Consider the following 26,352-nt stretch of genomic DNA (forward strand, 5'->3'; position numbering starts at 1 on the left):
GTTACGCTGACGCTAACCCACCCTACGATTTGGCGTGCGTGGCGAGAATCACCCCGCCAGATCCAGCTTCGAGGCCACCGTCGAATCCGCGTTGAGGCGGTAGATGATCGGCACACCCGTCGCGAGCTCGCGCTTCAAAATGCCTTCGGGCGAGAGCTTTTCCAGCACCATGATCAGCGCGCGCAGCGAGTTGCCGTGGGCGGCAACCAGCGTGCGCTTGCCGTTGAGCACGCCCGGCAGGATCTCCTGAACATAATAAGGCAAAGCACGCGCGAGCGTGTCCTTCAGGCTTTCGCCGCCGGGCGGCGGCACGTCGTAGGAGCGGCGCCAGACATGGACCTGCTCCTCGCCCCATTTCTTGCGGGCGTCATCCTTGTTGAGACCGGAGAGATCGCCATAGTCGCGCTCGTTCAGCGCGAGGTTCTTCGAGGTCGGCAATCCGGTCTGGCCAAGCTCGGCGAGGATGAGATCGAGCGTGTGCTGCGCGCGCGTCAGCACCGAGGTGAAAGCGACGTCGAACACCAGGCCCTGTGCCTTCAGCTTGCGGCCGGCTTCCCTGGCTTCGCTCATGCCGAGCTCGGTGAGGTCAGGGTCCTTCCAGCCCGTGAACAGGTTCTTCAGATTCCATTCGCTCTGGCCATGGCGCACGAGCACGAGAAGACGTTCGCTCATCAACTGCTTTCCGTGTTGTTCAGTTCAGATGTCGGATAGGCCGAGCACGTCGGCCATGGAGTAGTGCCCCGGCTTCTTGCCATGCGCCCATAGTGCCGCCTTGAGCGCGCCGTGCGCGAAAAGCATGCGGTCCTCGGCCTGATGCGACAGCGTCAGGCGCTCGAACGGGCCGAGGAAGGTCACGCTGTGGTCGCCCGCGACGGTGCCGCCGCGCAAGGAGGCAAAACCGATATGGCCCGGCTGACGGGCGCCGGTGATGCCGTCACGGCCGCGCTCGGAATGGTCATCGAGGGTGACGCCGCGGCCACTGGCTGCGGCCTGGCCCAGCATCAGTGCCGTGCCCGAGGGCGCATCGACCTTCATGCGGTGATGGGTCTCGACGATCTCGATGTCAAAGCTCTGGTCGAGCGCCTTGGCGACACGCTTGACCACGGCGGCAAGCAGGTTGACGCCGAGGCTCATATTGCCCGATTGCACCACCACCGCGCGATTGGTGACGCTCTTGATCACCGCATTGTCGGAGCCGGACAGCCCGGTCGTGCCGATGACATGGATGAGGCCGCGTTCGGCGGCAATCGCGACATTGGCGATGGTCGCCGCCGGCACCGTGAAATCGAGGATGCCGTCGGCCTCCTTGGACATCGCCCAGAGATCAGCGGAGAGCTTGATGCCATTGGCCGGCAGGCCGGCGAGCACGCCGGCATCCTTGCCGAGCAGCTCCGAGCCCGGCGCCTCCAGCGCGCCCGCCAGCACCGCGCCCTTGCTCTCGGCAATTGCCCGCACCAGCGCCCGGCCCATCCGGCCGCCGGCCCCCGCAACGATCAAGCGCATGTCGGACATGGTGTGATCCTCTCCGGAGGCCGTTGTAGCGGGGGGATGCAGTTCCGGCAACCGAGGGGGATCGGGGGGCGCAGGCGCGCTTACCCTCCCTGGAGGGCCCTGGAGGGGGAGGGTCGATCGCGCGCAGCGCGAGCGGGGTGGGGTGACGGTCCCTCCGCGACGAACAGTGCCCGAATGGAGAGATCACCCCACCCCGTCATGCAATCTCGCTTCGCTCGATAGCATGCCGACCCTCCCCCTCCAGGGGAGGGTAAGAAAGCGCCGCCTTCGAAATCTACGAGTCTTGCGGCTGCGGGCCGTCGTAGCCTTCGATGACGATGAGCTCGGCGATCGAGTGCGGCTGGCGCACCTTGATGTTGGCCTGGTATTCCGGCGAGTTGTAGCAGGCGAGCGCGGTCTCGTAGTCCGGGAATTCGATCACGACGTTGCGGTTGCGGCTGGCGCCTTCGACGGTGGTGAACTTGCCGGCGCGGACGACGAAACGGCCGCCCCATTTCTTGAAGATCGGGCCGTTCGCGATCGCGTAGGGCTTGTAGCCCTCGTCATTGCTGACGTCGACACGCCCGATCCAGTAACCCTTTGCCATTGTTCTTCTCCCTGTTATTGGTGTTAGCCGAGCGCCTGCGCGATCTCGGCATGGATGGCTTCGGCTGTTGCCTTGGGATCGACAGCCTCGATTACCGGTCGCGCAACGACGAGGTAGTCGGCACCCGCAGCGATCGCGCGCCCGGGGGTCATGATGCGCTTTTGATCGCCAACGGCCGAGCCGGCCGGCCGGATGCCTGGAGTGACGAGGCTCGTCTGGTGCCCCACGATCTTGCGCAGATTGCCGACCTCCTCCGGCGCGCAGACGATGCCGGCGACGCCAAGCGCCTGCGCTTGCGCCGCCCGCGCTTCGACCAGTTCGGAAACATGGAGTCGATAGCCCGCCGCATGCAGATCGTCGTCGTTGTAGGAGGTCAGCACAGTGACGGCGAGAATTTTCAACCCGGAGCCCGCGCAACCTTCGACCGCCGCCTTCATCGTCTGCGGATAGGCATGGACGGTCAGAAAGGTAGCGCCGAGTCTGGTGATGCTCTGAACACCCTGCATCACTGTGTTGCCGATATCGTGCAGCTTGAGATCGAGAAAGACCTTCTTGCCGCTGTCGGCAAGCTTGGCGACGAGGGGCAGGCCGCCGGCGTAAGCGAGGCGATAGCCGATCTTGTAGAAGGTGACGCTGTCGCCGAGCCTTGCGATCATCGCCTCCGCGGCATCCACGCTCGGCAGATCGAGGCCTACGATCAGGCGGTCCTTCGGGGCGATTTCGGCTGGCGTCATGTCACCTCACATCATGCGTTGGGAAACGTCGATCAACTGCGCGACCAGCTCCTTCAAGGCGGCGATATCGCCCTCGTTCTTCAGCCTGTCCATATCGTCATAGGCCTGGTCGGCAAAGGCGAGCGTGAGCTGGCTGGCAATCACATTGGCGTGGCAGGAGGAGAGGATCAGCCGCAGGGCCTGCAGCGCGCGGGCGGCACCTAACCGGCTCTGGGACGCGCCGGCAAGCGCGAAGACGCGGTTGCGGAACACCTCGCCGCGCGCCTCGTGCAGCTCGTGCACCCGGCTGACCCAGTCGATCGCGTTCTTCAGGAGCGGCGGCACCGAGGCATTGTATTCGGGCGAGACGATGAGGACGCCGTGATGCGCGCCGATCATGCGCTTGAGATTGATCGCGTGCTTGGGCACGCCGGATTTGGCCTGGAGATCGCCGTCGTAGATCGGCAGCGGAAAATCGGCGAGCGAAATGCGGGTGACGTCGACGCCGGCCTGGGAGAATGCGTAGGCCGCCACCGCCGCCAGCTTCGCATTGTGCGAGCCGGTGCGCAGCGAGCCGGGAATGATCAGGATCTTGGGAGCTGGCATCCAATCCCACGCGTTCGGCGAAACGAGCCCGCCGCGCAAAGGAGGAGCCGGCGGAATTAATGCTTGCGATACACCCAGACGCGGGCCGGCGGAAGGTTCATCCAGATCCGCTCCGAGGCCTCTGTGGACACGCCGGGCAGCGATTTCGGGATCGGCGGCACCACCGCATAGGTGAACTGGATGAAGGGTGCACCGGGCGCGAGCGCGGTGAAGGCATCGCGGACGAGCCGCAGCCGCGTCAGCATCGGTTTTGTGACGAGCGGCAGGCCGGACACGACCGCACTGGCCGGCGCGCTCAAGACGTTCCAGAGCGTGTCGCGCAGGCGATAGGCATCGCCCTGCACCACCTTGGCTTGCGGGTAGCGGTCGCGCAGCAGCGCGCAGAAGCCGGGATTGTATTCGACGAGAACAAGACGCTTCTGGTCGACCCCGCGCTCGATCAGCGCGGAGGTGATAGCGCCGGTGCCGGGTCCAAGCTCAACCACCGGTGCGTCGGAATCGGGATCGACATAATGAGCCATGGTCCGCGCCAGCAGCTTGCCGGACGGCATCACCGCGCCCATGTGCAGGGGCTTTTCGATCCACGATCTGAGAAAGCGCACCTCGTCGTCGAGACGAGGCTTCTTCAACGCACGCGCGGACGATGGCAAGGGCATGTCGGGACCGGACGGAACCGCGGGACCGCGGCGTGTCAGAAAATGGTCATAAAGACGTATAGGCCGGAGGCGATACGGTCAAGACGAGTCAATTCGCCCGATTGCCGAAGAAATCCTTGACCTTGGCGAAGAAACCCTCGGCTTCCGGCTGGGTGTTGCCGGAGGAGAGCTTTTCGAACTCGGCCAGCAATTCCTGCTGCTTCTTGGTCAGGTTCTGCGGGGTCTCGACCACGACCTGAACGTACATGTCGCCCATCTGGCGCGACCGCAGCACCGGCATACCCTTTGATGCGATGCGGAATCGGCGACCCGACTGCGTGCCGGCGGGCACCTTCACCTTGGTCTTGCCCTTGTCGATGGTCGGCACCTCGAATTCGCCGCCGAGTGCGGCGGTCACCATCGAGATCGGCACGCGGCAATGCAGGTCGGCGCCGTCGCGCTGGAAGAACTGGTGCTGGGCCAGCGACAGGAAGATGTAGAGATCGCCGGGCGGCCCGCCGCGGACGCCAGCCTCGCCCTCGCCGGCGAGCCTGATCCGTGTGCCGTCCTCGACGCCTTGCGGAATGTTGACCGAGAGCGTCCGCTCGCGGGTCACCCGCCCTTGTCCGGAGCAGGACGGGCAGGCGTCCTCGATCATCTGGCCGCGGCCCTGGCAGCCCGGGCAGGTCCGCTCCAGCGTGAAGAAGCCCTGTGACTGCCGCACGCGCCCCTGCCCGCCGCAGGTCGAGCAGGTCTTCGGCTTGGTGCCGGCCTTGGCACCGATGCCCGAGCAGGCCTCGCAGGTGACCGAGACCGGAATCTCGATCTGCGCAGTCTTGCCGCCAAAGGCTTCCTCGAGCGTGATTTCCATGTTGTAGCGCAGATCGGCGCCGCGCTCGCGGCCGCCGCGGCCGCGCTGTCCGGCCATGCCGAACAGGTCCTCGAAGATGTCGGAGAAGGAAGAGGCGAAGCCCGCACCGAAACCGGCACCGCCGCCAAAGCCGCCGCCCTGCTCGAACGCGGCGTGGCCGTAACGATCATAGGCGGCGCGCTTGTCCTTGTCCTTCAGGACCTCGTAGGCCTCGTTGATTTCCTTGAACTTGACTTCGCTGGTCTCATCCCCGGGATTGCGGTCGGGATGGAACTTCATCGCAAGCTTGCGGAACGACGATTTCAGCCTGGATTCGTCGGCATCACGGTCGACTTCGAGAGTCTCGTAATAGCAGCGCTTGGTGGACGTGGACATGATGAGCTCGGTCTATCCAATCGCGATTCAAGTTGGAGCGAAACAACGCTGACACGCAACGATATAAGCGCCCTTCGAGCTTGCGGCAGAGGGCGGCCTGGCAGCGCTGAGAATAACGGCTGGGAATTGATCGATCGTAACGGGGCCGACTTTAAATGAGTCTTGGCCCGTCCGTCCCGACACGACGGCCTCCCCCGCGAGGGAGGAGGCCGGTAGCACGTGTGGGGTCCAAGCGGTCCGCATCGTCACCCTCTCGGGCTTATGCAGACTTCTTGTTGTTCTTGTCGTCGTCGACCTCGGTGAATTCCGCGTCGACGACGTCGTCCTTGGCCGCGTCCTTCTTGGCGTCGGCCTCGGCCTGCTGCTTGTACATGGCCTCGCCGAGCTTCATCGAAGCCTGGGCCAAAGTGTTGGTCTTGGCCTTGATCGCCTCGGCATCGTCGCCCTTCAGCGCTTCCTTGAGGTCGCTGACGGCATCCTCGATGGCGCGGCGCTCGCTCTCGGAGACCTTGGAGCCGTGCTCGGCCAAAGCCTTCTCGGTCGAATGCACCAGACCATCCGCCTCGTTCTTGGCGGTGACGGCCTCGCGCCGCTTCTTGTCCGCCTCGGCATTGGCCTCGGCGTCCTTGACCATCTTCTCGATGTCGGCTTCCGACAGACCACCGGAGGCCTGGATGCGGATCTGCTGCTCCTTGCCGGTGGCCTTGTCCTTGGCCGAGACGTTGACGATGCCGTTGGCGTCGATGTCGAAGGTCACCTCGATCTGCGGCATGCCGCGCGGCGCCGGCGGAATGCCCATCAGGTCGAACTGGCCGAGCATCTTGTTGTCGGCCGCCATTTCACGCTCGCCCTGGAAGACGCGGATGGTGACGGCATTCTGGTTGTCCTCGGCCGTCGAGAACACCTGGCTCTTCTTGGTCGGGATCGTGGTGTTGCGGTCGATGATGCGGGTGAACACGCCACCCAGCGTCTCGATGCCCAGCGACAGCGGGGTCACGTCGAGCAGCAGCACGTCCTTGACGTCGCCCTGGAGCACGCCGGCCTGGATCGCGGCACCGATCGCCACGACTTCGTCCGGGTTGACGCCCTTGTGCGGCTCCTTGCCGAACAGCTGCTTCACGACCTCCTGGACCTTCGGCATGCGGGTCATGCCGCCGACCAGGACGACCTCGCCGATCTCACCGGCGGTGACCCCGGCATCCTTCAGCGCCTTGCGGCAGGGCTCGATGGTCTTCTGCACGAGATCGTCGACCAGCGCCTCGAACTTGGCGCGGGTGAGCTTCATCGTCAGGTGCTTCGGGCCGGTCTGGTCCGCGGTGATGAAGGGCAGGTTGATCTCGGTCTGCGTCGTCGACGACAGCTCGATCTTGGCCTTTTCAGCGGCTTCCTTCAGGCGCTGCAGGGCGAGCTTGTCGTTGCGCAGGTTGATGCCCTGCTCCTTCTGGAACTCGTCGGCGAGATAGCCGACCAGGCGCATGTCGAAATCTTCGCCGCCGAGGAAGGTGTCGCCGTTGGTCGACTTCACCTCGAACACGCCGTCGCCGATTTCGAGAATGGAGATATCGAACGTGCCGCCGCCGAGGTCGTACACGGCGATGGTGCCGGCCTTGGTCTTGTCGAGGCCATAGGCGAGCGCGGCCGCGGTCGGCTCGTTGATGATGCGCAGCACTTCAAGGCCCGCGATCTTGCCGGCGTCCTTGGTCGCCTGGCGCTGGGCGTCGTTGAAGTAGGCGGGAACGGTGATGACGGCCTGATCGACCTTCTGGCCGAGATGGGCTTCGGCGGTCTCCTTCATCTTCTGCAAGATGAACGCCGAGACCTGCGAGGGCGAGTAGGTCTGGCCGTCGGCCTCGACCCAGGCGTCGCCGTTGGAAGCCTTCACGATCTTGTAGGGAACGAGCTTCTTGTCCTTCTCGACCATCGGGTCGTCGTAGCGGCGGCCGATGAGGCGCTTCACTGCGAAGAAGGTGCGCTCGGGATTGGTGACGGCCTGGCGCTTGGCCGGCTGGCCGACGAGGCGCTCACCGTCATCCGTGACGGCGACGATCGAAGGCGTCGTGCGCATACCTTCGGAATTCTCGATGACTTTGGCGTTCTTGCCGTCCATCACGGCGACGCACGAATTCGTGGTGCCGAGGTCGATCCCAATGACCTTTCCCATGGTCCTGATATCCTTCTTTTTGCGGCAGGTTGGCTGGGCCCAAGAGGCACCCGAACCGAAACCCCCTAAGATCAAACATCCGCGATATTGCGATGATTGAGGCTCATATAGGAGGGGGGGAGGGGCCCGCAAGGACCGAAGCAACGTTTCTGCCGCTAAAACATTGGGTTTTGGAAGGTGATATCCGGGCTCAACCGCCCTTGCGGGTGAGGAATTATTAACAGGTTCAGGCTTCGGCAAGCCCCCGCACCCGCGGGCCCGGGTCGCCCTGTTACCGCAAGCCCAAACCCGGTAAAAGGCGGACCGGCCGGGCAGCCGCGAGAGCTGCTTCGCGCGACGAAGCGGCCCGGTGGCCAACCATCGAACGGCCTCAATGTGAACCAACCAGAGTGCCCATGAAGCTGATCCGCCCCCTCGCCGCGCTCGCCCTCCTCGCCGCCTCCGCGCTTCCGGCCCTCGCCGCCGACGCCGTGTTTCCGCCCGGCTTGCGTCTCGGCATGGTGCCGCTGATCGGCCTCAGCACGGCCAAGACTTTTCCGGGCTTCGAGAGCGAGGACGGCAGCGTCAAGGTGCTGGTCACCGAGCTGCCGCCGGCGGCCTATGGCGAGGTCGTGAGCGCCTTCAATTCCAATCCGGGCGGGACGGGCGGCGTCAAGCAGGACAAGGTCGAGACCCCCGCGGGTCTTGCCTATTTCACCACCGAAAGCGGCAAGGCCGGCGATACTCCGGTGAAGCGCTACTCGATGATCGTGCCCGGCGCCGGCTTCTCCGGCTATGTCGCGGTGCAGATCCCGGAGAATGCGACCAAGATCTACACGGACGAGGCGGTGCGGCAGATGTTTGCCAGCGCCACCACCCGCAGGCAGGTCTCGGCCGAAGAGCAGCTCGCGCTGCTGCCGTTCAAGGTCACCGATCTCGCCGAATTCAAGGACGTCCGGACCCTGGCGCCGGGCTCGAGCATCATCCTGGCCGACGGCGACGAGAGCGTGGGCTACGAGTCGAGGCCGTTCATGATCCTCGGCCTGATCGGCGCCACCCCGCAAGCCGCCGACGACCGCGCCCGCTTCGCCCAGGAGGCGGCGCGCCAGATTCCCGGCGTGCGCGAGTCGCGCATCACCATGTCCGAGCCGATCCGCATCAACGGCCAGCAGGGTTTCGAGACCCGGATCGACGGCGTCAGCGGCAAGGACAAGACCCCGGTCACCGTGGTGCAGTGGATCCGTTTCTCGACCGGCGGCGCCTCGCTGCGCATCATCGCCAGCGCCCCACGCGACCAGTGGCAAGCCGCCTTCACCCGCTTCCGCGCCGTGCGCGACGGGATTCAGCCGAAGGGGTAAGGCCCGAGGCGCTTCAACACATTCAACGTCGTCCCCGCCTGGTGCGCAATTGCGCACAGGGGGCGGGGATCCATACCGCGTGATCTCACGGTTGTAGTCGGATGCTGTACCGACGAAGAGTTTTCGCCAAAACTTCTCCCTGTGGTTATGGATCCCTGGCTCGCGCTTTGCGCGCCCCGGGATGACGATGATGTTGTGCGAGCAGCCCAACCGCTCATCAAACCCGGCTGCATTTTCGGGCTTCTGTTCGTACACGAACGGAACTAGGCTTCCTCCCGTTGGATCATCCTGGAGGGAGGCATACATGCTGGTTCGGCGACAAGTCTTGGCAATCCTGGGAACGACGGCGCTGGCGACGCTGGCGCCGAGCGCGCTGTTTGCGGCCGCATCGATCAAGCCGGACGATGCGTCCGCGCTGCTCGTGATCGACGTGCAGAACTGCTTCCTGCCCGGCGGCAGCCTCGCGGTGAAGGAAGGCGAGCAGGTGGTGCCCGTCATCAACAAGATCTCGAAGGCATTTGCGAACGTGGTGATGACGCAGGACTGGCACACGCCGGGCCACGTTTCGTTTGCGTCGGTTCATGCCGGCAAGAAGCCGTTCGAAACGATCGATCTTCCCTACGGCAAGCAGGTGCTGTGGCCGGACCATTGCGTGCAGGGCACCGATGGCGCCGCGCTGTCGAAGGACCTGTCGATCCCGCACGCCGAGCTCATCATCCGCAAGGGTTTTCACAAGGACGTCGACAGCTATTCGGCCTTCCTCGAAGCCGACGGCAAGACCTCGACGGGGCTCGCCGGCTACCTGAAGGGCCGCAAGATCAAGCGCGTCTTCGTCGCTGGCCTCGCGACGGACTTCTGCGTCGCCTGGACCGCGCTCGACGCGCGCAAGGCGGGCTTCGAGGTCTATGTGGTGGAAGACGCCTGCCGCGGCATCGACACGCAGGGCTCGCTGGCAAAGGCCTGGGCCGATATGGCCAAGGCCGGCGTGAAGCGGATTCAGTCTGCGGATATCGCGGTGAGCGCGTAGAAGCGAACCGTCAACCCCTCATCCTGAGGAGCGCGCATCTTCGCGCGCGTCTCGAAGGATGAAGGCCGAGCTGCCAGAGCCGGGCCTGCATGGTTCGAGACGCCGCGCAAGGGCGCGGCTCCTCACCATGAGGATCTGAGACTCAATTCTCCGCGCTGCTCGACTCGTTGTTGTTCGCCGCGGGCGCGGGCTTCGCGCCGCCCTTGGCGACGCCGACCAGCGCCGGGCGCAGCACGCGCTCGCCGATGGTGTAGCCGGCCTGCACGACCTGCACCACGGTGCCCGACGGCACCGACGCATCGGGCACCTCGAACATCGCCTGCTGGAAGTTCGGATCGAACTTCTGACCCTGGGGGTCGAACTTCTTCACGCCGTGCTTTTCCAGCGCGTTGAGCAGCGAACGCTCGGTGAGCTCGACGCCCTCGATCAGCGAGATCAGGCCGGGATCGGCCGCGGCACGCGCTTCGGCCGGAACGGCATCGAGCGCGCGCTGGAGATTGTCGGCGATGTCGAGCACGTCACGGGCGAAGCCGGTGATGCCGTAGAGGCGGGCGTCGGCGACCTCCTTGCTGGTGCGCTTGCGTAAGTTCTCCATCTCGGCCAGCGTCCGCAGCATGCGGTCGCGCGCCTCGGCGGCTTCCTTCTGCAACGTCTCGACCGCGCCGGGCTCGGGATCGTCGGGCATGATGTAGGGTTTCGACACCACGGGCTCGCCGGTCGCTGCAGTCGTGTCTTGAGGTTGCCGGTCTTGCTCGGTCATCGGCTCTGATCTCGAACTCGTTTCAGGGATGTTGGCCCGGATATCGTGCTTAAGCCCGCGAAAATCAAGCGCCCGTGATCGGCGGAAAGGCCGGTCAGCCCCCCAGGAGGCGGCTAACGATACGGGCGGCGTAGTCCACGGTCGGGATCACGCGGGCATAATTCAGCCGCGTCGGGCCGATCACACCGAGAACCCCGACGATGTGGCCGGCGGCATCCCGATAGGGCGAGATGATGGTGGAGGACCCCGACAGCGAGAACAGCTTGTTCTCACTGCCGATGAAGATCCGCACGCCTTCGGCGGTCTCGGCCCGGCCGAGCAGGTCGATCACGCCGCGCTTGGTCTCGAGATCGTCGAACAACAGCCGCACCCGCTCCAGATCCTCCAGCGCATGCAGATCTTCGAGCAGATTGGCATGGCCGCGGACGATGAGCTGGCGGTCCTCGTTCTCGCCGCCGGACCAGCTGGCGATGCCGGCCGAGATCACTTTCTGTGTCAGCTGATCAAGCTCGGCGCGGGCCTCGCCGAGTGCGGTCTCGAGCTCGAGCCGCGCCTCGGCAAGGGTGCGACCGCGGATCCGCGCATTGAGGAAATTGCCGGCCTCCGTCAGCGCCGAGGAGGGAACTCCGGGCGGCAGCGTCAACACGCGGTTTTCGACCTGGCCGTCCTCGCCGACCAGGATGACCAGCGCTTTTTCCGGTTCCAGGCGGACGAATTCGATGTGCTTCAGCCGCGCATTGGATTTCGGCGTCAGCACGACGGCAGCGGCTCGGGTCAGGCCGGAGAGCCGCATCAGGGCCTGGTCCAGCGCCGCCTCGACTGATTGCGCCTCGCCGACGGAGGAGAGCTGGCTCTGGATCGACTGCCGCTCGGCCTCGTTGAGGTCGCCGACCTGCATCAGGGCGTCGACGAAGAAGCGCAGGCCCAGTTCCGTCGGCAGCCGGCCGGCGGAGGTGTGCGGGGCATAGATCAGGCCGAGCTGTTCCAGGTCGGCCATGACGTTGCGGACCGAGGCCGGCGACAGCGGCATGGCAATCAGGCGGGAAATGTTGCGCGAGCCGACCGGCTCACCGGTCGCGAGATAGCTTTCGACAATTTGACGAAAGATGTCGCGGGAACGCTCGTTGAGCTGGGCAAGGCCTGCGCGCGGCGCGATCAGATGGATCGGATCGTGATGGGCCACAGACGGTAACTCCTCTCAGATGCTTATAATTTGTCCATCCGGGCCGCTTCTGACAAGCGTGGCGTTTGCAGGCCGACGGTCAGGGGGTGAATAAGCCCTTGCCGCCCACCCCCGCCCCACCTACAAGCACCGCGAACAGCCTTTTCCCGTGAGTTTTGGAGATTTCCCATGCGGCCAAGCCGCCGTGCGCCCGACGAATTGCGCCCCGTGACGCTGGAGCGGGGCGTCGTCAAATATGCGGAAGGCTCGTGCCTGGTGAAATTCGGCGACACCCACGTGCTGGTCACCGCCACGCTGGAGGACCGCCTGCCGCCGTGGCTGAAGGGCCAGGGCCGCGGCTGGGTCACGGCCGAATACGGCATGCTGCCGCGCGCGACCTCCGAACGCACCCGCCGCGAGGCCTCCGCCGGCAAGCAGAGCGGGCGTACCGTCGAGATCCAGCGCCTGATCGGCCGCTCGCTCCGCACCATCGTCGACCTCGAAGCGCTCGGCGAGCGCCAGATCACGGTCGATTGCGACGTGCTCCAGGCCGACGGCGGCACGCGCACGGCCTCGATCACCGGTGCCTGGGTCGCGCTCGCCGATTGCATCAACTGGATGAAGGCGCGCAACATGATCAAGGCCAACGTGCTGCGCGACAACGTCGCCGCGATCTCCTGCGGCATCTACAACGGCACGCCGTTGCTCGATCTCGACTATGCCGAGGATTCGGAAGCCGAGACCGACGCCAATTTCGTCATGACCGGCGACGGCCGCATCATCGAGGTGCAGGGCACCGCGGAACGCGAGCCGTTCACGGAAGCCGAGTTCCTGGCACTGATGGCGCTGGCCCGCAAGGGCGTCGCGCGCCTGGTGGACTTGCAGAAACTGGCCGTCGCGTAGTCAATAGGGCCATGCACCGCCGAATCACGGACAAGCTCGTCATCGCCACCCACAATCCCGGCAAGCTCGCCGAGATGAAGGAGCTGCTTGCGCCGTACGGGATCGAGGCGGTGTCGGCCGGTGAGCTCGGCCTGGACGAGCCGGACGAGACCGGCAACGATTTCCGCAGCAACGCCGCGATCAAGGCGATCGCGGCCGCGCGGGCGACCAAGCTTCCGTCCTTCGCCGACGATTCCGGCATTGTCGTCGACGCGCTCGACGGCGCGCCCGGAATCTACAGCGCACGCTGGGCCGGCCCGGCCAAGGATTTCAACGCGGCGATGGCGCAGATCGAGCGGCTGCTGCAGGAGCGCGGCGCCACCACGCCGGACAAGCGCAGGGCACACTTCGTCTCCGCGCTCTGCGTGGCCTGGCCCGACGATCATCGCGAGGCGGTCGAGGCCCGCGTCGACGGCACGCTGGTCTGGCCGCCGCGCGGCACTGCCGGCTTCGGCTACGATCCGATGTTCCTGCCCGATGGCCACAGCCGCACCTTTGGCGAGATGGAAAGCATCGAGAAGCACGGCCTGCCACCGCTCGGCCTTGGCCTGTCGCATCGCGCCCGCGCCTTCGTGAAACTGGCGGAGATCTGCCTTGAGCCGCGCTAACAAGGATGCGTTTGGCGTCTACGTGCACTGGCCGTTCTGCCTGTCGAAGTGCCCCTATTGCGACTTCAACAGTCACGTCCGCCACGCCGCGATCGACGAGGCGCGCTTCGCCTCCGCCTTCGCGCGCGAGATCGCTGCGACCGCCGAGCGCGCGCCCGGGCGCGAAGTCACCTCGATCTTCCTCGGCGGCGGCACGCCGTCCTTGATGCAGCCTGCAACCGTCGGCGCGGTGCTCGATGCCATCGCCAAGCACTGGACCGTCGCCGGCGACGTCGAGGTGACGCTGGAAGCGAACCCAACCAGCGTCGAGGCCACGCGCTTTGCCGGCTATCGCATCGCCGGCGTCAACCGCGTCTCGCTCGGCGTGCAGGCACTCGACGACGCCTCGCTTAAAGCGCTCGGCCGCATGCACAGCGCGCGCGAAGCGCTCGATGCCGTCGCGATCGCGCGCCGCGCGTTCGACCGCTATTCGTTCGACCTGATCTACGCCCGGCCCGACCAGACGCCGGCGATGTGGGCCGACGAGCTGCGGCACGCCATCGATGAAGCGGCCGAGCATCTGTCGCTCTATCAATTGACGATCGAGGAAGGCACGCCCTTCTTCGGCCTGCACCAGGCCGGCAAGCTGAAGACGCCGGACGAAGCGGTCGCACGCGCGCTCTACGACGTCACGCAGGAGACATGCGACAAGCTCGGGCTGCCCGCCTACGAGATCTCCAATCACGCGCGGCGCGGCGCCGAGTGCCGGCACAATCTGGTGTACTGGCGCGGCGAGGAATATGCCGGCATCGGCCCCGGCGCACATGGTCGCCTCGACATCGACGGGATCAGGCACGCCACCGCGACCGAGAAGCGTCCCGAGGCCTGGCTGATGCGGGTCGAAAGCAACGGCGACGGCGTCGTCACCGACGAGCTCCTCAACAGCGAGGAGCGCGCCGACGAATTCCTGCTGATGGGACTGCGGCTCGCCGAAGGCATCGATCCCGAGCGCTACAAGGCGCTCGCCGGCCGCCCGCTCGACCCCCGCCGTATCGCGCTGCTGCGCGAGGAAGGCGCGATCACCGTGGATTCGACCGGCCGCCTGCGCGTGACCAGCAGCGGTTTTCCGGTGCTCGATGCGGTGGTCGCGGATCTGGCGGCGTAAGGAGCTCTCGTAGGGGTGCGCAAAGCGCGTCTTTGCCCATCCTACGACACCGGTGGCCCGGATGGAGCGCAGCGCAATCCGGCACGGTCTCACCGCGTGGACAGAACCCGGATTGCGCTGCGCTCCATCCGGGCTACGAAACCATTACGCCCCAAAGCTCTTCGGTGAGCCCGCCACCGCAACGCCGCCGCCTTGCGTCACCTTCATCACGGCAAGGCCACGTTCATTCGTGCCATCCGCACGGAATCGGAACAGGCCGTCGATGCCGGCAAAGCCGGAGGGGTTGGTGAGCACGTCGGACGAAAAGCGCGTCGTGCCTTGCGTGCGCGCCAGCGCGGCGACGAGCGCGACCGCGTCATAGGAAAGGGTCGCGGTGCGGATCGGCTCGGCGCCGTATTTGGTACGGTAGCGGCCGGAGAAGGCGCGGAAGCCGGCCGGGTCGGGCGCGGCGTAAAGGCCGCCCTGCAGCGCGGCGCTGGCATAGACGCGCGGATTGTCCCACAGGCCGGTGCCGAGCAGCTGGATGTTGCGCAGGTTCGCGCCCGCGGCCGTCATCGCATCCGCCACTGACACGACGGCATCGCCGTCATCGGCAATGAACAGCGCGTCCGCACTGCCGAGCTGCTGCGCCACGTTGCGCGCCGGCGTGGCGCGATCGGCGCCGTATTTCTCGAACGCGACGATGCGCCCGCCCCGCCGCGGCACCGCCGCTTTCACCGCGGCTTCGACGACATTGCCATACGCGTTGTCGGGCACCAGCACGGCGAAGGAGCGCTTTCCGATGCCGGCGGAATATTCGACAATGCGGTTGACGTCGGATTCCGGCAGGAACGAGAGCAGAGAGACACCGCGTCCGGCGATGCTGGAATCGGTCGAGAACGCGATCACCGGGATGCCGCGCGTGCGCGCGACCTGCGCAACCGCCGGCACCGACTGCGCGAACAGCGGCCCGAGGATGATCTCGGCGCCTTCCTCGACCGCCTGCTGCGCGCCGGCCTGCGCGCCTTGCGGGCTGCCATTGTCGTCCTTGATCAGGAGCTGGATATTCGGGTTCTGGAACTCGGCCAGCGCCATCTCGGCGGCGTTGCGCATCGATTGCGCGGCGAGCCCGGCATTGCCGGCCGCCGAGAGCGGCAGGATCAGACCGACCTTCACGCCGCCGGTGCCGGCGGTCGTCGCCTGCTGCTGCGGCCCTGCCGGCTGGGCCGGCGGTGCGGAGCTCGAGAACGGGTTGGAGAACTGGCTGAGGCTTTGCTGCACGCCGGCGCAGGCCGACAGCACGGGCGCGCCGAGCAACAGGCCGAGCGCAGTCCGCCGGGTCGCCCCTGGCAATCGGGACCCCGGGACGGGAGACTTTGGATGACGCGGGCCGACCATGGCAGCTTCTCTTCCGACCCGCCGTTTGCCGGCCGATCACGACATTGTTTTCCGCGACACGGGCCGCGGATTCAGGCAGTGTGTCGGCAAATAGTTAACCAAAACAAAAGGATAATAACCGCTTAACGCGGCCGCAACCCCGTCCCGGCAGCTCTTCGCCGTCACTCATTCACTCATCAAGGCGGCGTTTCCGTCGCGAATATGGCGCGAGGGCCCTCACACCTTCCCGACGTGATCTTCGACCGATCACATTCCCGTCCGTTCCTCGCCCCTCACCTCGGCACGATCTTTTTCGGCGAGCCGGTTCCCAGCCCTGCGGATCGTGCCTAAGTTGACTTCATTATGCGCGCAAAGCCGGCCCCGATAAATACGCCTGAAGCTCAAGACGCCGCCTCGCGCGGTTTCTCCATCGATGCCCATCGGCTCGCGGCGCCGAAGGCCGCGCCGGGTCTCCACCTGGTCGCGACCCCGATCGGCAATCTCGGCGACATCACCCTGCGGGCGCTGCAGACGCTCGCCGGCGTCGACGTCATCGCGTGTGAGGACACCCGCATCACGCGCCGCCTGACCGAGCGCTATGCGATCACGGCGCAGCTCAAGCCATATCACGAGCACAATGCGGAGGCCGCGCGTCCCAAGATTCTCGAAGCCCTTGGACAGGGCGGCTCGGTCGCGCTGGTGTCGGACGCCGGCACGCCGCTGATCTCCGATCCCGGCTTCAAGCTGGTGCGCGAGGTCTGCGCCGCCGGCCATGCGGTGTATGCCCTGCCCGGCCCGTCCTCGGTGCTGGCCGCGCTGTCGGTCGCCGCGCTGCCGACCGACCGCTTTTTCTTCGAAGGCTTCTTGCCGGCGAAATCAGCCGCGCGGCGCGCGCGACTTGCCGAGCTCGCGCGCATCGACGCGACGCTCGTGATGTTCGAGTCGGGGAATCGGATGCAGGCCACCTTGACCGATCTCGCCGAGATCATGGGCGAGCGAGATGCCGCGGTCTGCCGCGAGCTGACGAAGCTGCACGAGGAGGTCCGGCGCGCGCCCGTCGCCGAGCTCGCGCGACAAGCAGACGCGCCGGAGACGCGCGGAGAGTTCGTCCTGGTGATCGGTCCGCCTGCAGCCGACGCCGAGGTTCTGACATCGGACGCGCTCGACGGTCTCTTGCGCGAGCAGCTTGCCGCGCACAGCGTCAAGGATGCCGTGGCGCATGCGGTCGCGCTCTCGGGCCGGTCGCGCCGTGAGGTCTATGCCCGCGCGCTCGAGCTCGCAAAGAATTCGCGGGGCAGCGATGGCAAAGACTGAGATTCCTGCGGAACCAAAGGTCGCATCGCCGGAGCGCGTGGCGGCGTTCCAGACGGGTATTTCCGCGGAGAGCCGCGCCGCCGCCTATCTTATGGCCAAGGGCTACCGCATTCTCGCCAAACGTTACCGCACGCCGCATGGCGAGATCGACATCGTGGCGCGGCGCCGCAATCTGATCGCCTTCGTCGAGGTCAAGGCACGCGCCACGCTCGACGACGCCGCTTTCGCCGTGACGCCGCGCCAGCAGCAGCGCATCATTGATGCCGCCCAAGGCTGGCTCGCAGCGCATCCCGAGCATGCCGAATTCGAATTGCGATTCGACGCCATGCTGATTGCGCCGCGCTCGCTTCCGCGCCATGTGTTGGCGGCATTCGACGCCTCGACCTGAAAGGCAGCCCATGAAACTGAACGTCGCCGTCCAGATGGACCCCATCGCCCGCATCAACATCAAGGGCGATTCCACCTTTGCGCTGCTGCTGGAGGCGCAGAAGCGCGGCCATGGCCTGTTCTATTACACGCCCGACAAGCTCTCGATGGTCGGCGAGGAGCTGGTCGCGCCGGTTCAGGTCCTGACCGTGCGCGACGAGCCCGGCGACCATTTCACCCTCGGCGAGCCCAAGCGCGAGGCGCTGAACGGCTTCGACGTGGTGCTGCTCCGCCAGGATCCGCCGTTCGACCTCGCCTACATCACCTCGACGCATTTCCTGGAGCGCATCCATCCGAAGACGCTGGTCGTCAACGATCCCGCCTCGGTGCGCAACGCGCCGGAAAAGCTGTTCGTGATGAATTTTCCGCAGCTGATGCCGCCGACGCTGATCTCGCGCGACCTGGACGAGATCAATGCGTTTCGCGACAAGCACGGCGCCGTCGTCATGAAGCCGCTGCACGGTCATGGCGGCGCGGCGGTGTTCCGCGTGATGCCGCAGGACATGAATTTCGGCTCGCTGTTCGACATGTTCTCGGTGACGTTCAGGGAGCCCTGGGTGATCCAGCAATTCATCCCCGAGGTGAAGCACGGCGACAAGCGCATCATCCTGGTCGACGGCGAGTTCGCCGGCGCGGTGAACCGCGTGCCGGCCGCCGACGACCTCCGCTCCAACATGGTGCGCGGCGGCGCGGCGCAGGAGACCGAGCTCACACCGCGCGAGCGCGAGATCTGCACCACCGTCGGCCCGGCGCTGCGCGAGCGCGGCCTGTTGTTCGTCGGCATCGACGTCATCAACGGCAACCTCACCGAAATCAACGTGACCTCACCCACCGGCATCCGCGCCATCGCACGGCTGGGCGGCCCGGATGTCGCGGCGAAGATCTGGGACGTGATCGAGCAGAAGCGGAAGAAGTAGCTTCAGGCTACGCAGGCCTCAATTTATCGCCGTCATCCTGAGGCGCTCGTCCTGCATAGCAGGACGAGCCTCGAAGGACGACGGCCCGGCGCATCACGGCCGTACATCCTTCGAGGCTCTCGGCGCGATGCGTTGCATCGCGCCACTCGCACGTCAGGATGACGGATCACCAATATCGACGCGGGTCGCTGCGTTTGCGTCGTGACGGCAAACGTTCCGATCGCTAACCACCCATTCACCATGAGGCCGCGCGCGTCGTGCGAACGGGCGTGCCCGCGTAGGTGAATCTACGGAGCCGCTGGCCGAGCCAATAACGTCACGTTCACCATCTGCCGAAAACCAGCATCGCGGCCGGCGATCGCATTCGGCCTCGCAACACCCCTTATACTTTTGCTCCCTACTCATCGACGCGGGGGAACACGCCAGGTGCGGTTCGAGTGCCCCGCGTAAGAGTAGAAGCGTATGAATACCGCACGCATTGTCGTTCTCGTCATCGCTCTCGGCGCCGGCGGCGTCGCTGCGTATCTGGCGAGCGGCTATCAGAATCCACCCGCGCCCGTCCTGCCCCTCGCCGAGAAGCTGCCGACGGTCGAGGTCCTCATCGCGAAGAACGACATCCAGCTCGGCCAGGCGCTCAAGCCCGAGGACCTGCAATGGCAGACCTGGCCGGCGGCGACCGCCAGCAGCGCCTTCATCCGCCGCGACAGCAGGCCGGAGGCCCCGACCCAGATCGCAGGCTCGATCGCGCGCGTGCCGTTGATGCAGGGCGAGCCGATCCGCGAGCAGAAGCTGGTCAAGGCCGAAGGCTCCGGATTCATGGCCGCGATCCTGCCGTCCGGGATGCGCGCCGTCTCCACCGAGATTTCAGCGGAAACCGGCGCCGGCGGCTTCATCCTGCCGAACGACCGCGTCGACATCGTCCTGACCCGCCGGCTGAAGAATCCGGACGGCGGCAACACCAACGGCCCGACCGGCGGCAACGACCTCATCCTGTCCGAGGTCATTCTCACCAACATCCGCGTGCTCGCGATCGACCAGGCCCCGAAGGAAAAGGAGGGCCAGAACGCGGTCGTCGGCAAGACGGTCACGCTCGAGCTCCGGCCCGACCAGATCGCTACGCTTTCTGCCGCACGCCAGGGCGGCACTCTGACACTCGCGCTGCGCAGCATCGTCGATGCCAACGCAGTCGACGGCACGCCCGAGGACCAGGCGATCAAGCGCCCGGGCGGCGTGAACGTGATCCGTTACGGCGTCCAGGCACGGCAACTGACGTCACAGAGGTGATGGGGACAGCATGAACTACGGGGGTGATCGGACGGGCCTGCGCATTCGGGGGAAGCGCGCGCGCTCGGTCCTGACGGGGACGATGTTGATGCTGGGGCTGCTCGCGGCTCCGGGCGTCCTCAGTGCTGCGGAGGCGCCGGTCGGCGACCAGGCGCCGATGCAGGCGTCGGATCTCGGCATATCGTCGGTCGCGACCATCGCACCGGCGCGGTCGCGCTTTCTGTCGCTCGGCATCGGCAAGTCCGTCGTCATCGACCTGCCGCGCGAGGTCAAGGACGTGCTGGTGGCCGATCCCAAGATCGCCAATGCGGTGATCCGCTCGGCCCAGCGCGCCTATATCATCGGCGGCCAGGTCGGCCAGACCAACGTCGTGTTCTTCGCCGCGGACGGCCAGCAGGTCGCCTCCTATGACATCGCGGTGAAGCGCGACCTCAACGGCATGCGTGCAGCGCTGCGCCAGTCGCTGCCGGGCGTCCAGATCGAAGGCGTCGGCGACAGCGTGATGCTGACCGGCTCGGTGTCGAGCCCGGTCGAGGCCCAGCAGGCCGGCGACGTCGCCGCAAAGCTAGTCGGCGGCTCGGACAAGGTCGTCAACAACATCGTCGTGCGCGGCCGCGACCAGGTCATGCTCAAGGTCGTGGTCGGCGAAGTCCGCCGCGACATCGTCAAGCAACTCGGCGTCGATCTCAGCGCCAGCCTGAACGCCGGCACCGCCGTGGTGAATTTCAACAATTCCAACCCGTTCTCGGTCTCCGGCGGGCCGATCGTCGGCAGCAATGGGCTCGGCGTCACCGGGCTCGCCAAGGGCGTCGCCACCGTCAACGCCACGATGCGGGCGATGGAAAGCGCCGGTGTCATGCGCACGCTGGCCGAGCCGAGCCTGACCGCGATCTCGGGCGAATCCGCCACTTTCATCGCCGGCGGCGAATTCCCGATTCCCGGGGGCTATGCCTGCGATCCGGTCACTCACGTCTGCACCACCCAGGTCACCTACAAGAAGTTCGGCATCTCCCTGAACTTCACCCCGGTCGTGCTCAGCGAAGGCCGCATCAGCCTGCGCGTGATGACCGAGGTCTCGGAGCTGTCGAACACCAACTCGATCACGTTGACGCAGGCCGTGTCTTCGTTCGTGAACAATTCGATCACGATTCCTTCGGTGCAGACCCGCCGCGCCGAAACGACGCTGGAAATTCCCTCGGGCGGCTCGATGGCGATGGCCGGCCTGATCCAGCAGCAGACCAAGCAGGCGATCAACGGACTGCCTGGTGTCGACCAGGTGCCGATCATCGGCGCGCTGTTCCGCAGCCAGGACTTCGTCAACAACGAGACCGAGCTGATGGTGATCGTGACGCCCTATGTGGTGCGCGCGGTCGCCCAGAAGGAATTGTCGCGGCCCGACGACGGCTTCGCGCCGGCCTCGGACGCGCAGAGGGCGCTGCTCGGCCGGGTCAACCGCCTCTATGGCATCGCGAGCCGTGTCGATCCGGTCGCCGGCACGCCCGATGATTTCGGCTTCATCATCGACTGAGACGAACGGTTTGGGGTCCGGGCAGGACACGGGGCAAGAGGGGATCAGGCGATGAGGAAGACGAGAGCCGATCGACGTCGCAATTTGCGGCTGGCGCTGGCACTGACGGGCCTCTCCGTCATGCTCGGCGCCTGCAACACCACCGGCGAGATCGTCACCCAGACGGTGCCGACCGATTATCGCCAGCGCCATCCGATCGCAGTGCAGGAAGGCAAGAAGTCGACCGTGATCTTCGTCGGCAAGGCGAGAGGCGGCCTCTCGCCTGCGCAGCATGCGGACGTCGCGGGCATCGCGCGGGACTGGGTGCGCGAAGGCACCGGCTCCGTGGTCGTCGACGTGCCCGTCGACACCGCCAATTCGCGCGCGGCTGCTGCGACCTATCAGGAGATCCGCTCCGTGCTCGCCTCCGGCGGCGTGCCGTCGCGTGCCATCGTCCGGCATCCCTATCGTCCTGAGGATCCCGGGCTGCTGCCGACCATCCGCCTGAGCTATTCCAAGATCGCGGCCGTCGCCGGGCCCTGCGGGCTGTGGCCGGAAGACGTCGGCCCCTCCATCCTCGACCCCGGCTACAACGAGAACCGGCCCTATTTCAATCTGGGCTGCGCCACCCAGCGCAATCTCGCGGCGATGATCGACAACCCGGCCGACCTCGAGCAGCCGCGCGCCGAGACGCCGGCCTATACCGCACGGCGCGACATCGCCTTCGACCGTTACCGCAAGGGCACGCCGACCGGGACGCCCTCGCCTGATTCCGACAAGGCCAAACTCAGCGATACCGGCAAATGACAGCCTTCCACGACGACGATGCGGACGACCTGCACCCCGAGGAACACATCGCGCCGGTTCCTCGCATTTCGGTGCAAGCCTTTTGCGAAACCGAGCAGACGCTCCAGGCGGTGACCGCGGCTGGCCAGGATCGCCGGCTTGCCAAGGCCCATCTCAGCGCCAAGGACGGCGGCCTCGCCGCGGCGATCGAAGCCTATGAATCGATGCCGACGCCGAACGTGATCGTCATCGAGTCCGACGGCACGCGCGACATCCTCGAGGGACTGGACGACCTCGCCGGCGTCTGCGATCCCGGCACCCGCGTGGTCGTGATCGGTAGCCCGAGCGACACCGCGCCCTATCGCGAGCTGGTGCGCCGCGGCGTCAACGACTACGTGGTCGGACCGGTCGAGACCCTCGACGTGGTCCGCTCGATCTGCAGCCTGTTCTCGGCCTCCGAGGCCATCATCACCGGCCGCGTCATCGCGGTGGTCGGCGCCAAGGGCGGCGTCGGCGCGTCCACCGTCGCGCATAATCTGGCCTGGACCATCGCCCGCGACCTCTCGCTCGATTCCGTCGTGATCGATCTCGACCTCGCCTTCGGCACCGCGGGCCTCGACTACAACCAGGATCCGGTGCAGGGCATCGCCAATGCGGTGCTGTCGCAGGATCGGCCGGACACGGCGCTGATGGAGCGCCTGCTCGCCAAATGCACCGATCGCCTCAGCCTGTTGGCGGCGCCCGCCACGCTCGACCGCGTCTACGATTTCGGTGCCGAAGCTTTCGACGCGGTGTTCGACACGCTGCGCATGACGACGCCCTGCATCGTGCTCGACGTTCCCCATCAATGGTCCGGCTGGACCCGCCGCGCGCTGGTGAACGCCGACGACATCGTGATTGTGGCCGAGCCCGATCTCGCCAACTTGCGCAACACCAAGAACATGCTGAGCGTGCTGAAGACGGCGCGACCGAACGACCGGCCGCCGCTGTATTGCATCAACCAGGTCGGCATGCCCAAGCGCGCGGAGATCGAGGTCAAGGCCTTCGCCAAGACCATGGAGAGCCAGCCGATCGCGGTGATCCCGTTCGATTCGAAACTGTTCTCGACCGCCGCCAATAACGGCCAGATGATCGCGGAGGTCTCCAAGAGCCACCGCACCACCGCTCTGTTCCAGAACATGGCGAACCGCCTCGCCGGCCGCGGCGAGGTGAAGAAGCCGAAGCGCTCGCTGCTCGAGCCGCTCTTGAAGAAGCTGAAGGGCAAGTCAGGACGCGGCTCGGCCCCGCATCGCAAGGCGTCGTAGGCGTAGCTTATTTGAGCATGATCTTTTCGGAAAACCGCTTCACACTTTGCGCTGCGCGGCCCTCCGGGTCCGGATCATGCTCTAGGGCGGATTACCTGTCCGCCCTCTGCTGCTTCTTCGCCAGCAGCTGCTTCAGCGCGGTGACCTTGGCCGCGGCCTGGTCCGGCGGCAAATCTGCCTTGACGAGGATTTCGGCCTCGGCCTCGCGACCCTGCAATCCCAGCACCAGCGCCAGATTGGCGCGGACCCGCGCATCGTTCTGATTGCGCTGATAAGCGCGGCCGAGCACCTGTTCGGCCTTCGACAGATTGTTCTGCAGCATATAGGACAGGCCGAGATTGGACAGCACGGTCGGCTCGTTCGGCACGATCTTCAACGCTGCGGCGTAATATTGCTGTGCTTCCTCGTTGCGGCCGAGCTGATCGAGCACCGCGCCCTGCGCCGACAGGATGCGCCAATCGGGATCCTCGGGCGAATGCGCGCGGCCGAGGACGTCGAAGGCCTGCTGGAAATTGCCGTTGTCGGCGAGCGCACGGCCATAGCCGGCGAGCAGCGCCTTGTTGCCGGGATGGGCGAGCACGGCCTGCTCGAGCACTGCGACCGCCTGGGCGCGCTGGCCGCTGCCACGCAATGCCTTGCCGTATTCGAGAGCGATCGCGGGATCGCTGGGCTTGGCGCGATAACGCTCGCGAAGGGCGTCCATCTCCGGCCTGGCGTCGGCCTTGGTGCCGGACTTGGCGCCGTCCTTGGCGCCGGACTCCTGCTTGCCGCCGAGCGCGCCGGTGACGTCCTCGATGCCGGTGGTCTGACAGCCGCCGAGGGCAAGGATCAGCACGGCGGAACACAGATAGCTCGCCGGGGGAAAAGCGAGGAACGAACGCTTGGACATACTCTGATCACTCGGCAACTGATCAGAGATGCTTACCGATTAACGCTAAAGTCCCGTTAAGGAGGCGCGGCTGTCGAGGTTCAGTCGACGAATTCGGCACCGAATTCGCAGCCGATGCGCCAGCGCAGGCGGCATTGGCGGGAATAATCGGGCGCGAAGATGATGGTGAATTGCGGCGGCACTTCCAAAAATTCCGCCACCACTTTCACGCCGCCATCCGAAATATCCGTGATCGTGCAATCCCGCGGCAGCGAGCCCGCGCCAAAATGGATCTTGGCGAGACGGCTGCACACCCGACGTTCGCTTCTCCGGCGATTTACAAGCATTTGAACTTTTCACCCGTTAGACCACGGCCCATCCCGCAGGCCCAGGAGTAGCGGACATTCGTTGGAATGTGCTGAGGAGAGCGACTTGCATTCGAGGCGTAGTCTCCGCTTCGCGTTTACCCCTGGTTAGGATTTGACCGCGCGCCAGCGGATTGTTCCCGTATTGTTCTTGCGGAAACGGCTGCGCTCTGCTACCCCTAATTGCAGCAATGGGCAGGCTGGTTCGGCATGGTTCAGCGGGTTTCTACCGTCGCCTTTGAGGGGATCGAGGCCCGCGCGGTCGACGTGCAGGTGCAGGTCGCGCCCGGCCTGCCGGCCTTTGCCATCGTCGGCCTGCCGGACAAGGCGGTGTCGGAGGCGCGCGAACGGGTGCGCTCGGCGCTGATCGCCTCGGGGCTGGCGCTGCCGGCGCGGCGGATCATCGTCAATCTGGCCCCGGCCGACCTGCCCAAGGAGGGCAGCCATTACGACCTGCCGATCGCGCTCGGGCTAATGGCGGCGATCGGCGCGATCCCGCCGGATGCGCTGACCGGGTTCACCGTGCTCGGCGAGCTCGGCCTCGACGGCTCGATCGCGCCGGTGGCCGGCGTCCTTCCCGCCGCGATCGGCGCCAATATGCGCGAGGAAGGGCTGATCTGCCCGGCGTCCTGCGGCTCCGAAGCGGCGTGGGCGAGCCCGGACATCCAGATCATCGCGGCGAGTTCGCTGATCCAGATCGCCAACCATTTCAAGGGCACGCAGGTGCTGTCGCGGCCGACGCCGAAGGTGCACGAGGCCGCCGCCTCGACGCTCGACCTGCGCGACATCAAGGGCCAGGAAAGCGCCAAGCGCGCGCTGGAGATCGCGGCCGCCGGCGGGCATCATCTGCTCATGATCGGCGCGCCGGGCGCGGGCAAGTCGATGCTGGCGGCGCGCCTGCCCTCGATCCTGCCGCCGCTCTCGCCAGGCGAGCTGCTCGAGGTCTCGATGATCGCCTCGGTCGCCGGCGAGATCGAAGGCGGCGCGCTGACGGCGCGGCGCCCGTTCCGCTCGCCGCATCATTCCGCCAGCATGGCCGCGCTCACCGGCGGCGGCGCGCGCGCCAAGCCCGGCGAGATCTCGCTGGCGCATCAGGGCGTGCTGTTCCTCGACGAATTGCCCGAGTTCGATCCGCGCGTGCTGGATTCGCTGCGCCAGCCGCTGGAGAACGGCGAGGTCGCGGTGTCGCGCGCCAATCATCGCGTCACCTACCCTGCCCGCTTCATGCTGGTCGCGGCGATGAATCCCTGCCGCTGCGGCAATGCGTTCGAGCCCGGCTATGCCTGCAAGCGCGGCCGCATCGACCGCTGCACCGGCGACTACCAGGCGCGCATCTCCGGTCCGCTGATGGACCGCATCGATCTGCGCATCGAAGTGCCGGCGGTGACCGCCGCCGACCTGATCCTGCCGCCGCCGGCAGAAGGATCGGCCGAGGTCGCCGCCCGGGTGGCGGCGGCGCGCGACATACAGCTGGCGCGCTATGCGGATGCGGGCCTGCCCCATGTCCGCACCAATGCCGAGGCGCCGGCCTCCGTGCTGGAGGAGATCGCAAAGCCGGATGCGCAGGGTCAGAAACTATTGCGCGACGCCGCCGAGAGGATGCGCCTGTCGGCGCGCGGCTATCACCGCGTGCTGCGGGTGGCGCGCACGCTGGCCGACCTCGACCATGCCGACAAGATCGGCCGGCTGCACCTTGCCGAAGCGCTGTCCTATCGCGCACTCGCGGAGGATGTACGCCAGTTGGCGTGAACGCCGCGCGCGTCAACCCGGCGGTAACGACTTTCCT

26 protein-coding genes are annotated in these 26,352 nt (G+C 66.2%); 13 read left to right on the top strand and 13 right to left on the bottom strand.

Going from position 1 to position 26,352, the window contains the following annotated elements:
- Positions 1-48 precede the first annotated feature (48 nt).
- From N2604_RS01790 to dnaK, 8 genes are all read right to left on the bottom strand, one after another.
- The gene (locus tag N2604_RS01790) at positions 49-672 is read right to left on the bottom strand and encodes a 2,3-bisphosphoglycerate-dependent phosphoglycerate mutase (RefSeq protein WP_260373521.1); all 624 of its coding nucleotides are present in this window, start codon (positions 670-672) and stop codon (positions 49-51) included.
- Positions 673-696: 24 nt separating this feature from the next.
- On the bottom strand, positions 697-1,512 hold the full coding sequence (gene dapB / locus N2604_RS01795) for a 4-hydroxy-tetrahydrodipicolinate reductase (protein WP_260373522.1): 816 nt from the start codon (positions 1,510-1,512) through the stop codon (positions 697-699).
- A 274-nt stretch (positions 1,513-1,786) separates the two neighbouring features.
- The gene (locus tag N2604_RS01800; RefSeq protein WP_260373523.1) at positions 1,787-2,098 is read right to left on the bottom strand and encodes a DUF1330 domain-containing protein; all 312 of its coding nucleotides are present in this window, start codon (positions 2,096-2,098) and stop codon (positions 1,787-1,789) included.
- A gap of 23 nt (positions 2,099-2,121) precedes the next feature.
- Positions 2,122-2,832 (bottom strand): orotidine-5'-phosphate decarboxylase, encoded by a 711-nt coding sequence (pyrF, locus tag N2604_RS01805; RefSeq protein WP_260373524.1) that lies wholly within the window; start codon positions 2,830-2,832, stop codon positions 2,122-2,124.
- Positions 2,833-2,838: 6 nt separating this feature from the next.
- Positions 2,839-3,417, bottom strand: coding sequence for an NADPH-dependent FMN reductase (locus N2604_RS01810; RefSeq protein WP_260373525.1), 579 nt, complete (start codon positions 3,415-3,417; stop codon positions 2,839-2,841).
- 56 nt (positions 3,418-3,473) lie between these two features.
- A complete protein-coding gene (locus N2604_RS01815) occupies positions 3,474-4,073 on the bottom strand; it encodes a class I SAM-dependent methyltransferase (protein ID WP_172787786.1) in 600 nt (199 codons plus the stop codon).
- A gap of 88 nt (positions 4,074-4,161) precedes the next feature.
- Positions 4,162-5,298: a molecular chaperone DnaJ gene (gene dnaJ, locus N2604_RS01820; protein WP_260373526.1), complete on the bottom strand. Its 1,137-nt coding sequence runs from the start codon at positions 5,296-5,298 to the stop codon at positions 4,162-4,164.
- A 259-nt stretch (positions 5,299-5,557) separates the two neighbouring features.
- Positions 5,558-7,459, bottom strand: a complete 1,902-nt coding sequence (dnaK, locus tag N2604_RS01825) for a molecular chaperone DnaK (protein WP_260373527.1) — start codon at positions 7,457-7,459, stop codon at positions 5,558-5,560.
- Between the two features lie 395 nt (positions 7,460-7,854).
- Between dnaK and N2604_RS01830 the strand changes: the two genes are divergently transcribed.
- Both N2604_RS01830 and pncA read left to right on the top strand, forming a co-directional pair.
- The gene (locus N2604_RS01830) at positions 7,855-8,796 is read left to right on the top strand and encodes a hypothetical protein (RefSeq protein WP_260373528.1); all 942 of its coding nucleotides are present in this window, start codon (positions 7,855-7,857) and stop codon (positions 8,794-8,796) included.
- A 304-nt stretch (positions 8,797-9,100) separates the two neighbouring features.
- Positions 9,101-9,823: a bifunctional nicotinamidase/pyrazinamidase gene (gene pncA, locus N2604_RS01835; protein ID WP_260373529.1), complete on the top strand. Its 723-nt coding sequence runs from the start codon at positions 9,101-9,103 to the stop codon at positions 9,821-9,823.
- A 142-nt stretch (positions 9,824-9,965) separates the two neighbouring features.
- Here the strand turns inward: pncA and grpE are convergent, their stop codons facing one another.
- The gene (grpE, locus tag N2604_RS01840) at positions 9,966-10,583 is read right to left on the bottom strand and encodes a nucleotide exchange factor GrpE (protein WP_260373530.1); all 618 of its coding nucleotides are present in this window, start codon (positions 10,581-10,583) and stop codon (positions 9,966-9,968) included.
- Between the two features lie 94 nt (positions 10,584-10,677).
- Positions 10,678-11,766, bottom strand: a complete 1,089-nt coding sequence (hrcA, locus tag N2604_RS01845; protein WP_091882505.1) for a heat-inducible transcriptional repressor HrcA — start codon at positions 11,764-11,766, stop codon at positions 10,678-10,680.
- A 168-nt stretch (positions 11,767-11,934) separates the two neighbouring features.
- Here hrcA and rph point away from each other — a divergent pair, with 168 nt between their 5' ends.
- From rph to hemW, 3 genes are read left to right on the top strand one after another with little or no spacing between them, the layout of a single operon-like run.
- On the top strand, positions 11,935-12,648 hold the full coding sequence (gene rph / locus N2604_RS01850) for a ribonuclease PH (protein WP_260373531.1): 714 nt from the start codon (positions 11,935-11,937) through the stop codon (positions 12,646-12,648).
- Between the two features lie 11 nt (positions 12,649-12,659).
- On the top strand, positions 12,660-13,295 hold the full coding sequence (rdgB, locus tag N2604_RS01855) for an RdgB/HAM1 family non-canonical purine NTP pyrophosphatase (protein WP_260373532.1): 636 nt from the start codon (positions 12,660-12,662) through the stop codon (positions 13,293-13,295).
- Positions 13,282-14,439 carry a radical SAM family heme chaperone HemW gene (hemW, locus tag N2604_RS01860; protein ID WP_260373534.1) on the top strand — a complete coding sequence of 386 codons (1,158 nt, stop codon included), beginning with the start codon at positions 13,282-13,284 and terminating at the stop codon, positions 14,437-14,439. The genes rdgB and hemW overlap by 14 nt, the downstream gene beginning before the upstream one ends.
- Before the next feature lie 144 nt (positions 14,440-14,583).
- Here hemW and N2604_RS01865 read toward each other — a convergent pair whose 3' ends face one another.
- Positions 14,584-15,816 (bottom strand): penicillin-binding protein activator, encoded by a 1,233-nt coding sequence (locus N2604_RS01865; protein WP_260373535.1) that lies wholly within the window; start codon positions 15,814-15,816, stop codon positions 14,584-14,586.
- Between the two features lie 342 nt (positions 15,817-16,158).
- Between N2604_RS01865 and rsmI the strand changes: the two genes are divergently transcribed.
- The 7 genes from rsmI to N2604_RS01900 all read left to right on the top strand — a co-directional run bounded on the left by rsmI (position 16,159) and on the right by N2604_RS01900 (position 23,333).
- Complete coding sequence (gene rsmI, locus N2604_RS01870) at positions 16,159-17,109, top strand: 16S rRNA (cytidine(1402)-2'-O)-methyltransferase (RefSeq protein WP_260373536.1); 951 nt, start codon at positions 16,159-16,161, stop codon at positions 17,107-17,109.
- Entirely contained in the window at positions 17,096-17,497 is a 402-nt protein-coding gene (locus tag N2604_RS01875; RefSeq protein WP_197954151.1) for a YraN family protein, read from the top strand. Before rsmI ends, N2604_RS01875 begins: the two co-directional genes overlap by 14 nt.
- Before the next feature lie 10 nt (positions 17,498-17,507).
- Positions 17,508-18,452 carry a glutathione synthase gene (gene gshB / locus N2604_RS01880; protein WP_260373537.1) on the top strand — a complete coding sequence of 315 codons (945 nt, stop codon included), beginning with the start codon at positions 17,508-17,510 and terminating at the stop codon, positions 18,450-18,452.
- Positions 18,453-18,914: 462 nt separating this feature from the next.
- A complete protein-coding gene (gene cpaB, locus N2604_RS01885) occupies positions 18,915-19,736 on the top strand; it encodes a Flp pilus assembly protein CpaB (protein ID WP_260373538.1) in 822 nt (273 codons plus the stop codon).
- Positions 19,737-19,746: 10 nt separating this feature from the next.
- Positions 19,747-21,264 (top strand): type II and III secretion system protein family protein, encoded by a 1,518-nt coding sequence (locus tag N2604_RS01890; protein ID WP_260373539.1) that lies wholly within the window; start codon positions 19,747-19,749, stop codon positions 21,262-21,264.
- A 51-nt stretch (positions 21,265-21,315) separates the two neighbouring features.
- Positions 21,316-22,050: a CpaD family pilus assembly protein gene (locus N2604_RS01895; RefSeq protein ID WP_260373541.1), complete on the top strand. Its 735-nt coding sequence runs from the start codon at positions 21,316-21,318 to the stop codon at positions 22,048-22,050.
- Positions 22,047-23,333, top strand: a complete 1,287-nt coding sequence (locus N2604_RS01900; RefSeq protein ID WP_260373542.1) for an AAA family ATPase — start codon at positions 22,047-22,049, stop codon at positions 23,331-23,333. The genes N2604_RS01895 and N2604_RS01900 overlap by 4 nt, the downstream gene beginning before the upstream one ends.
- A gap of 91 nt (positions 23,334-23,424) precedes the next feature.
- Here N2604_RS01900 and N2604_RS01905 read toward each other — a convergent pair whose 3' ends face one another.
- Together N2604_RS01905 and N2604_RS01910 are read right to left on the bottom strand one after the other, a co-directional pair.
- Positions 23,425-24,222, bottom strand: a complete 798-nt coding sequence (locus N2604_RS01905) for a tetratricopeptide repeat protein (RefSeq protein ID WP_260373543.1) — start codon at positions 24,220-24,222, stop codon at positions 23,425-23,427.
- Between the two features lie 80 nt (positions 24,223-24,302).
- The gene (locus N2604_RS01910; RefSeq protein WP_028145870.1) at positions 24,303-24,548 is read right to left on the bottom strand and encodes a PilZ domain-containing protein; all 246 of its coding nucleotides are present in this window, start codon (positions 24,546-24,548) and stop codon (positions 24,303-24,305) included.
- Between the two features lie 228 nt (positions 24,549-24,776).
- Between N2604_RS01910 and N2604_RS01915 the strand changes: the two genes are divergently transcribed.
- Entirely contained in the window at positions 24,777-26,315 is a 1,539-nt protein-coding gene (locus N2604_RS01915) for a YifB family Mg chelatase-like AAA ATPase (RefSeq protein ID WP_260373544.1), read from the top strand.
- The last annotated feature ends 37 nt before the right edge of the window (positions 26,316-26,352 follow it).

It is taken from the genome of Bradyrhizobium sp. CB1015 (assembly GCF_025200925.1).
Lineage (GTDB): Bacteria > Pseudomonadota > Alphaproteobacteria > Rhizobiales > Xanthobacteraceae > Bradyrhizobium.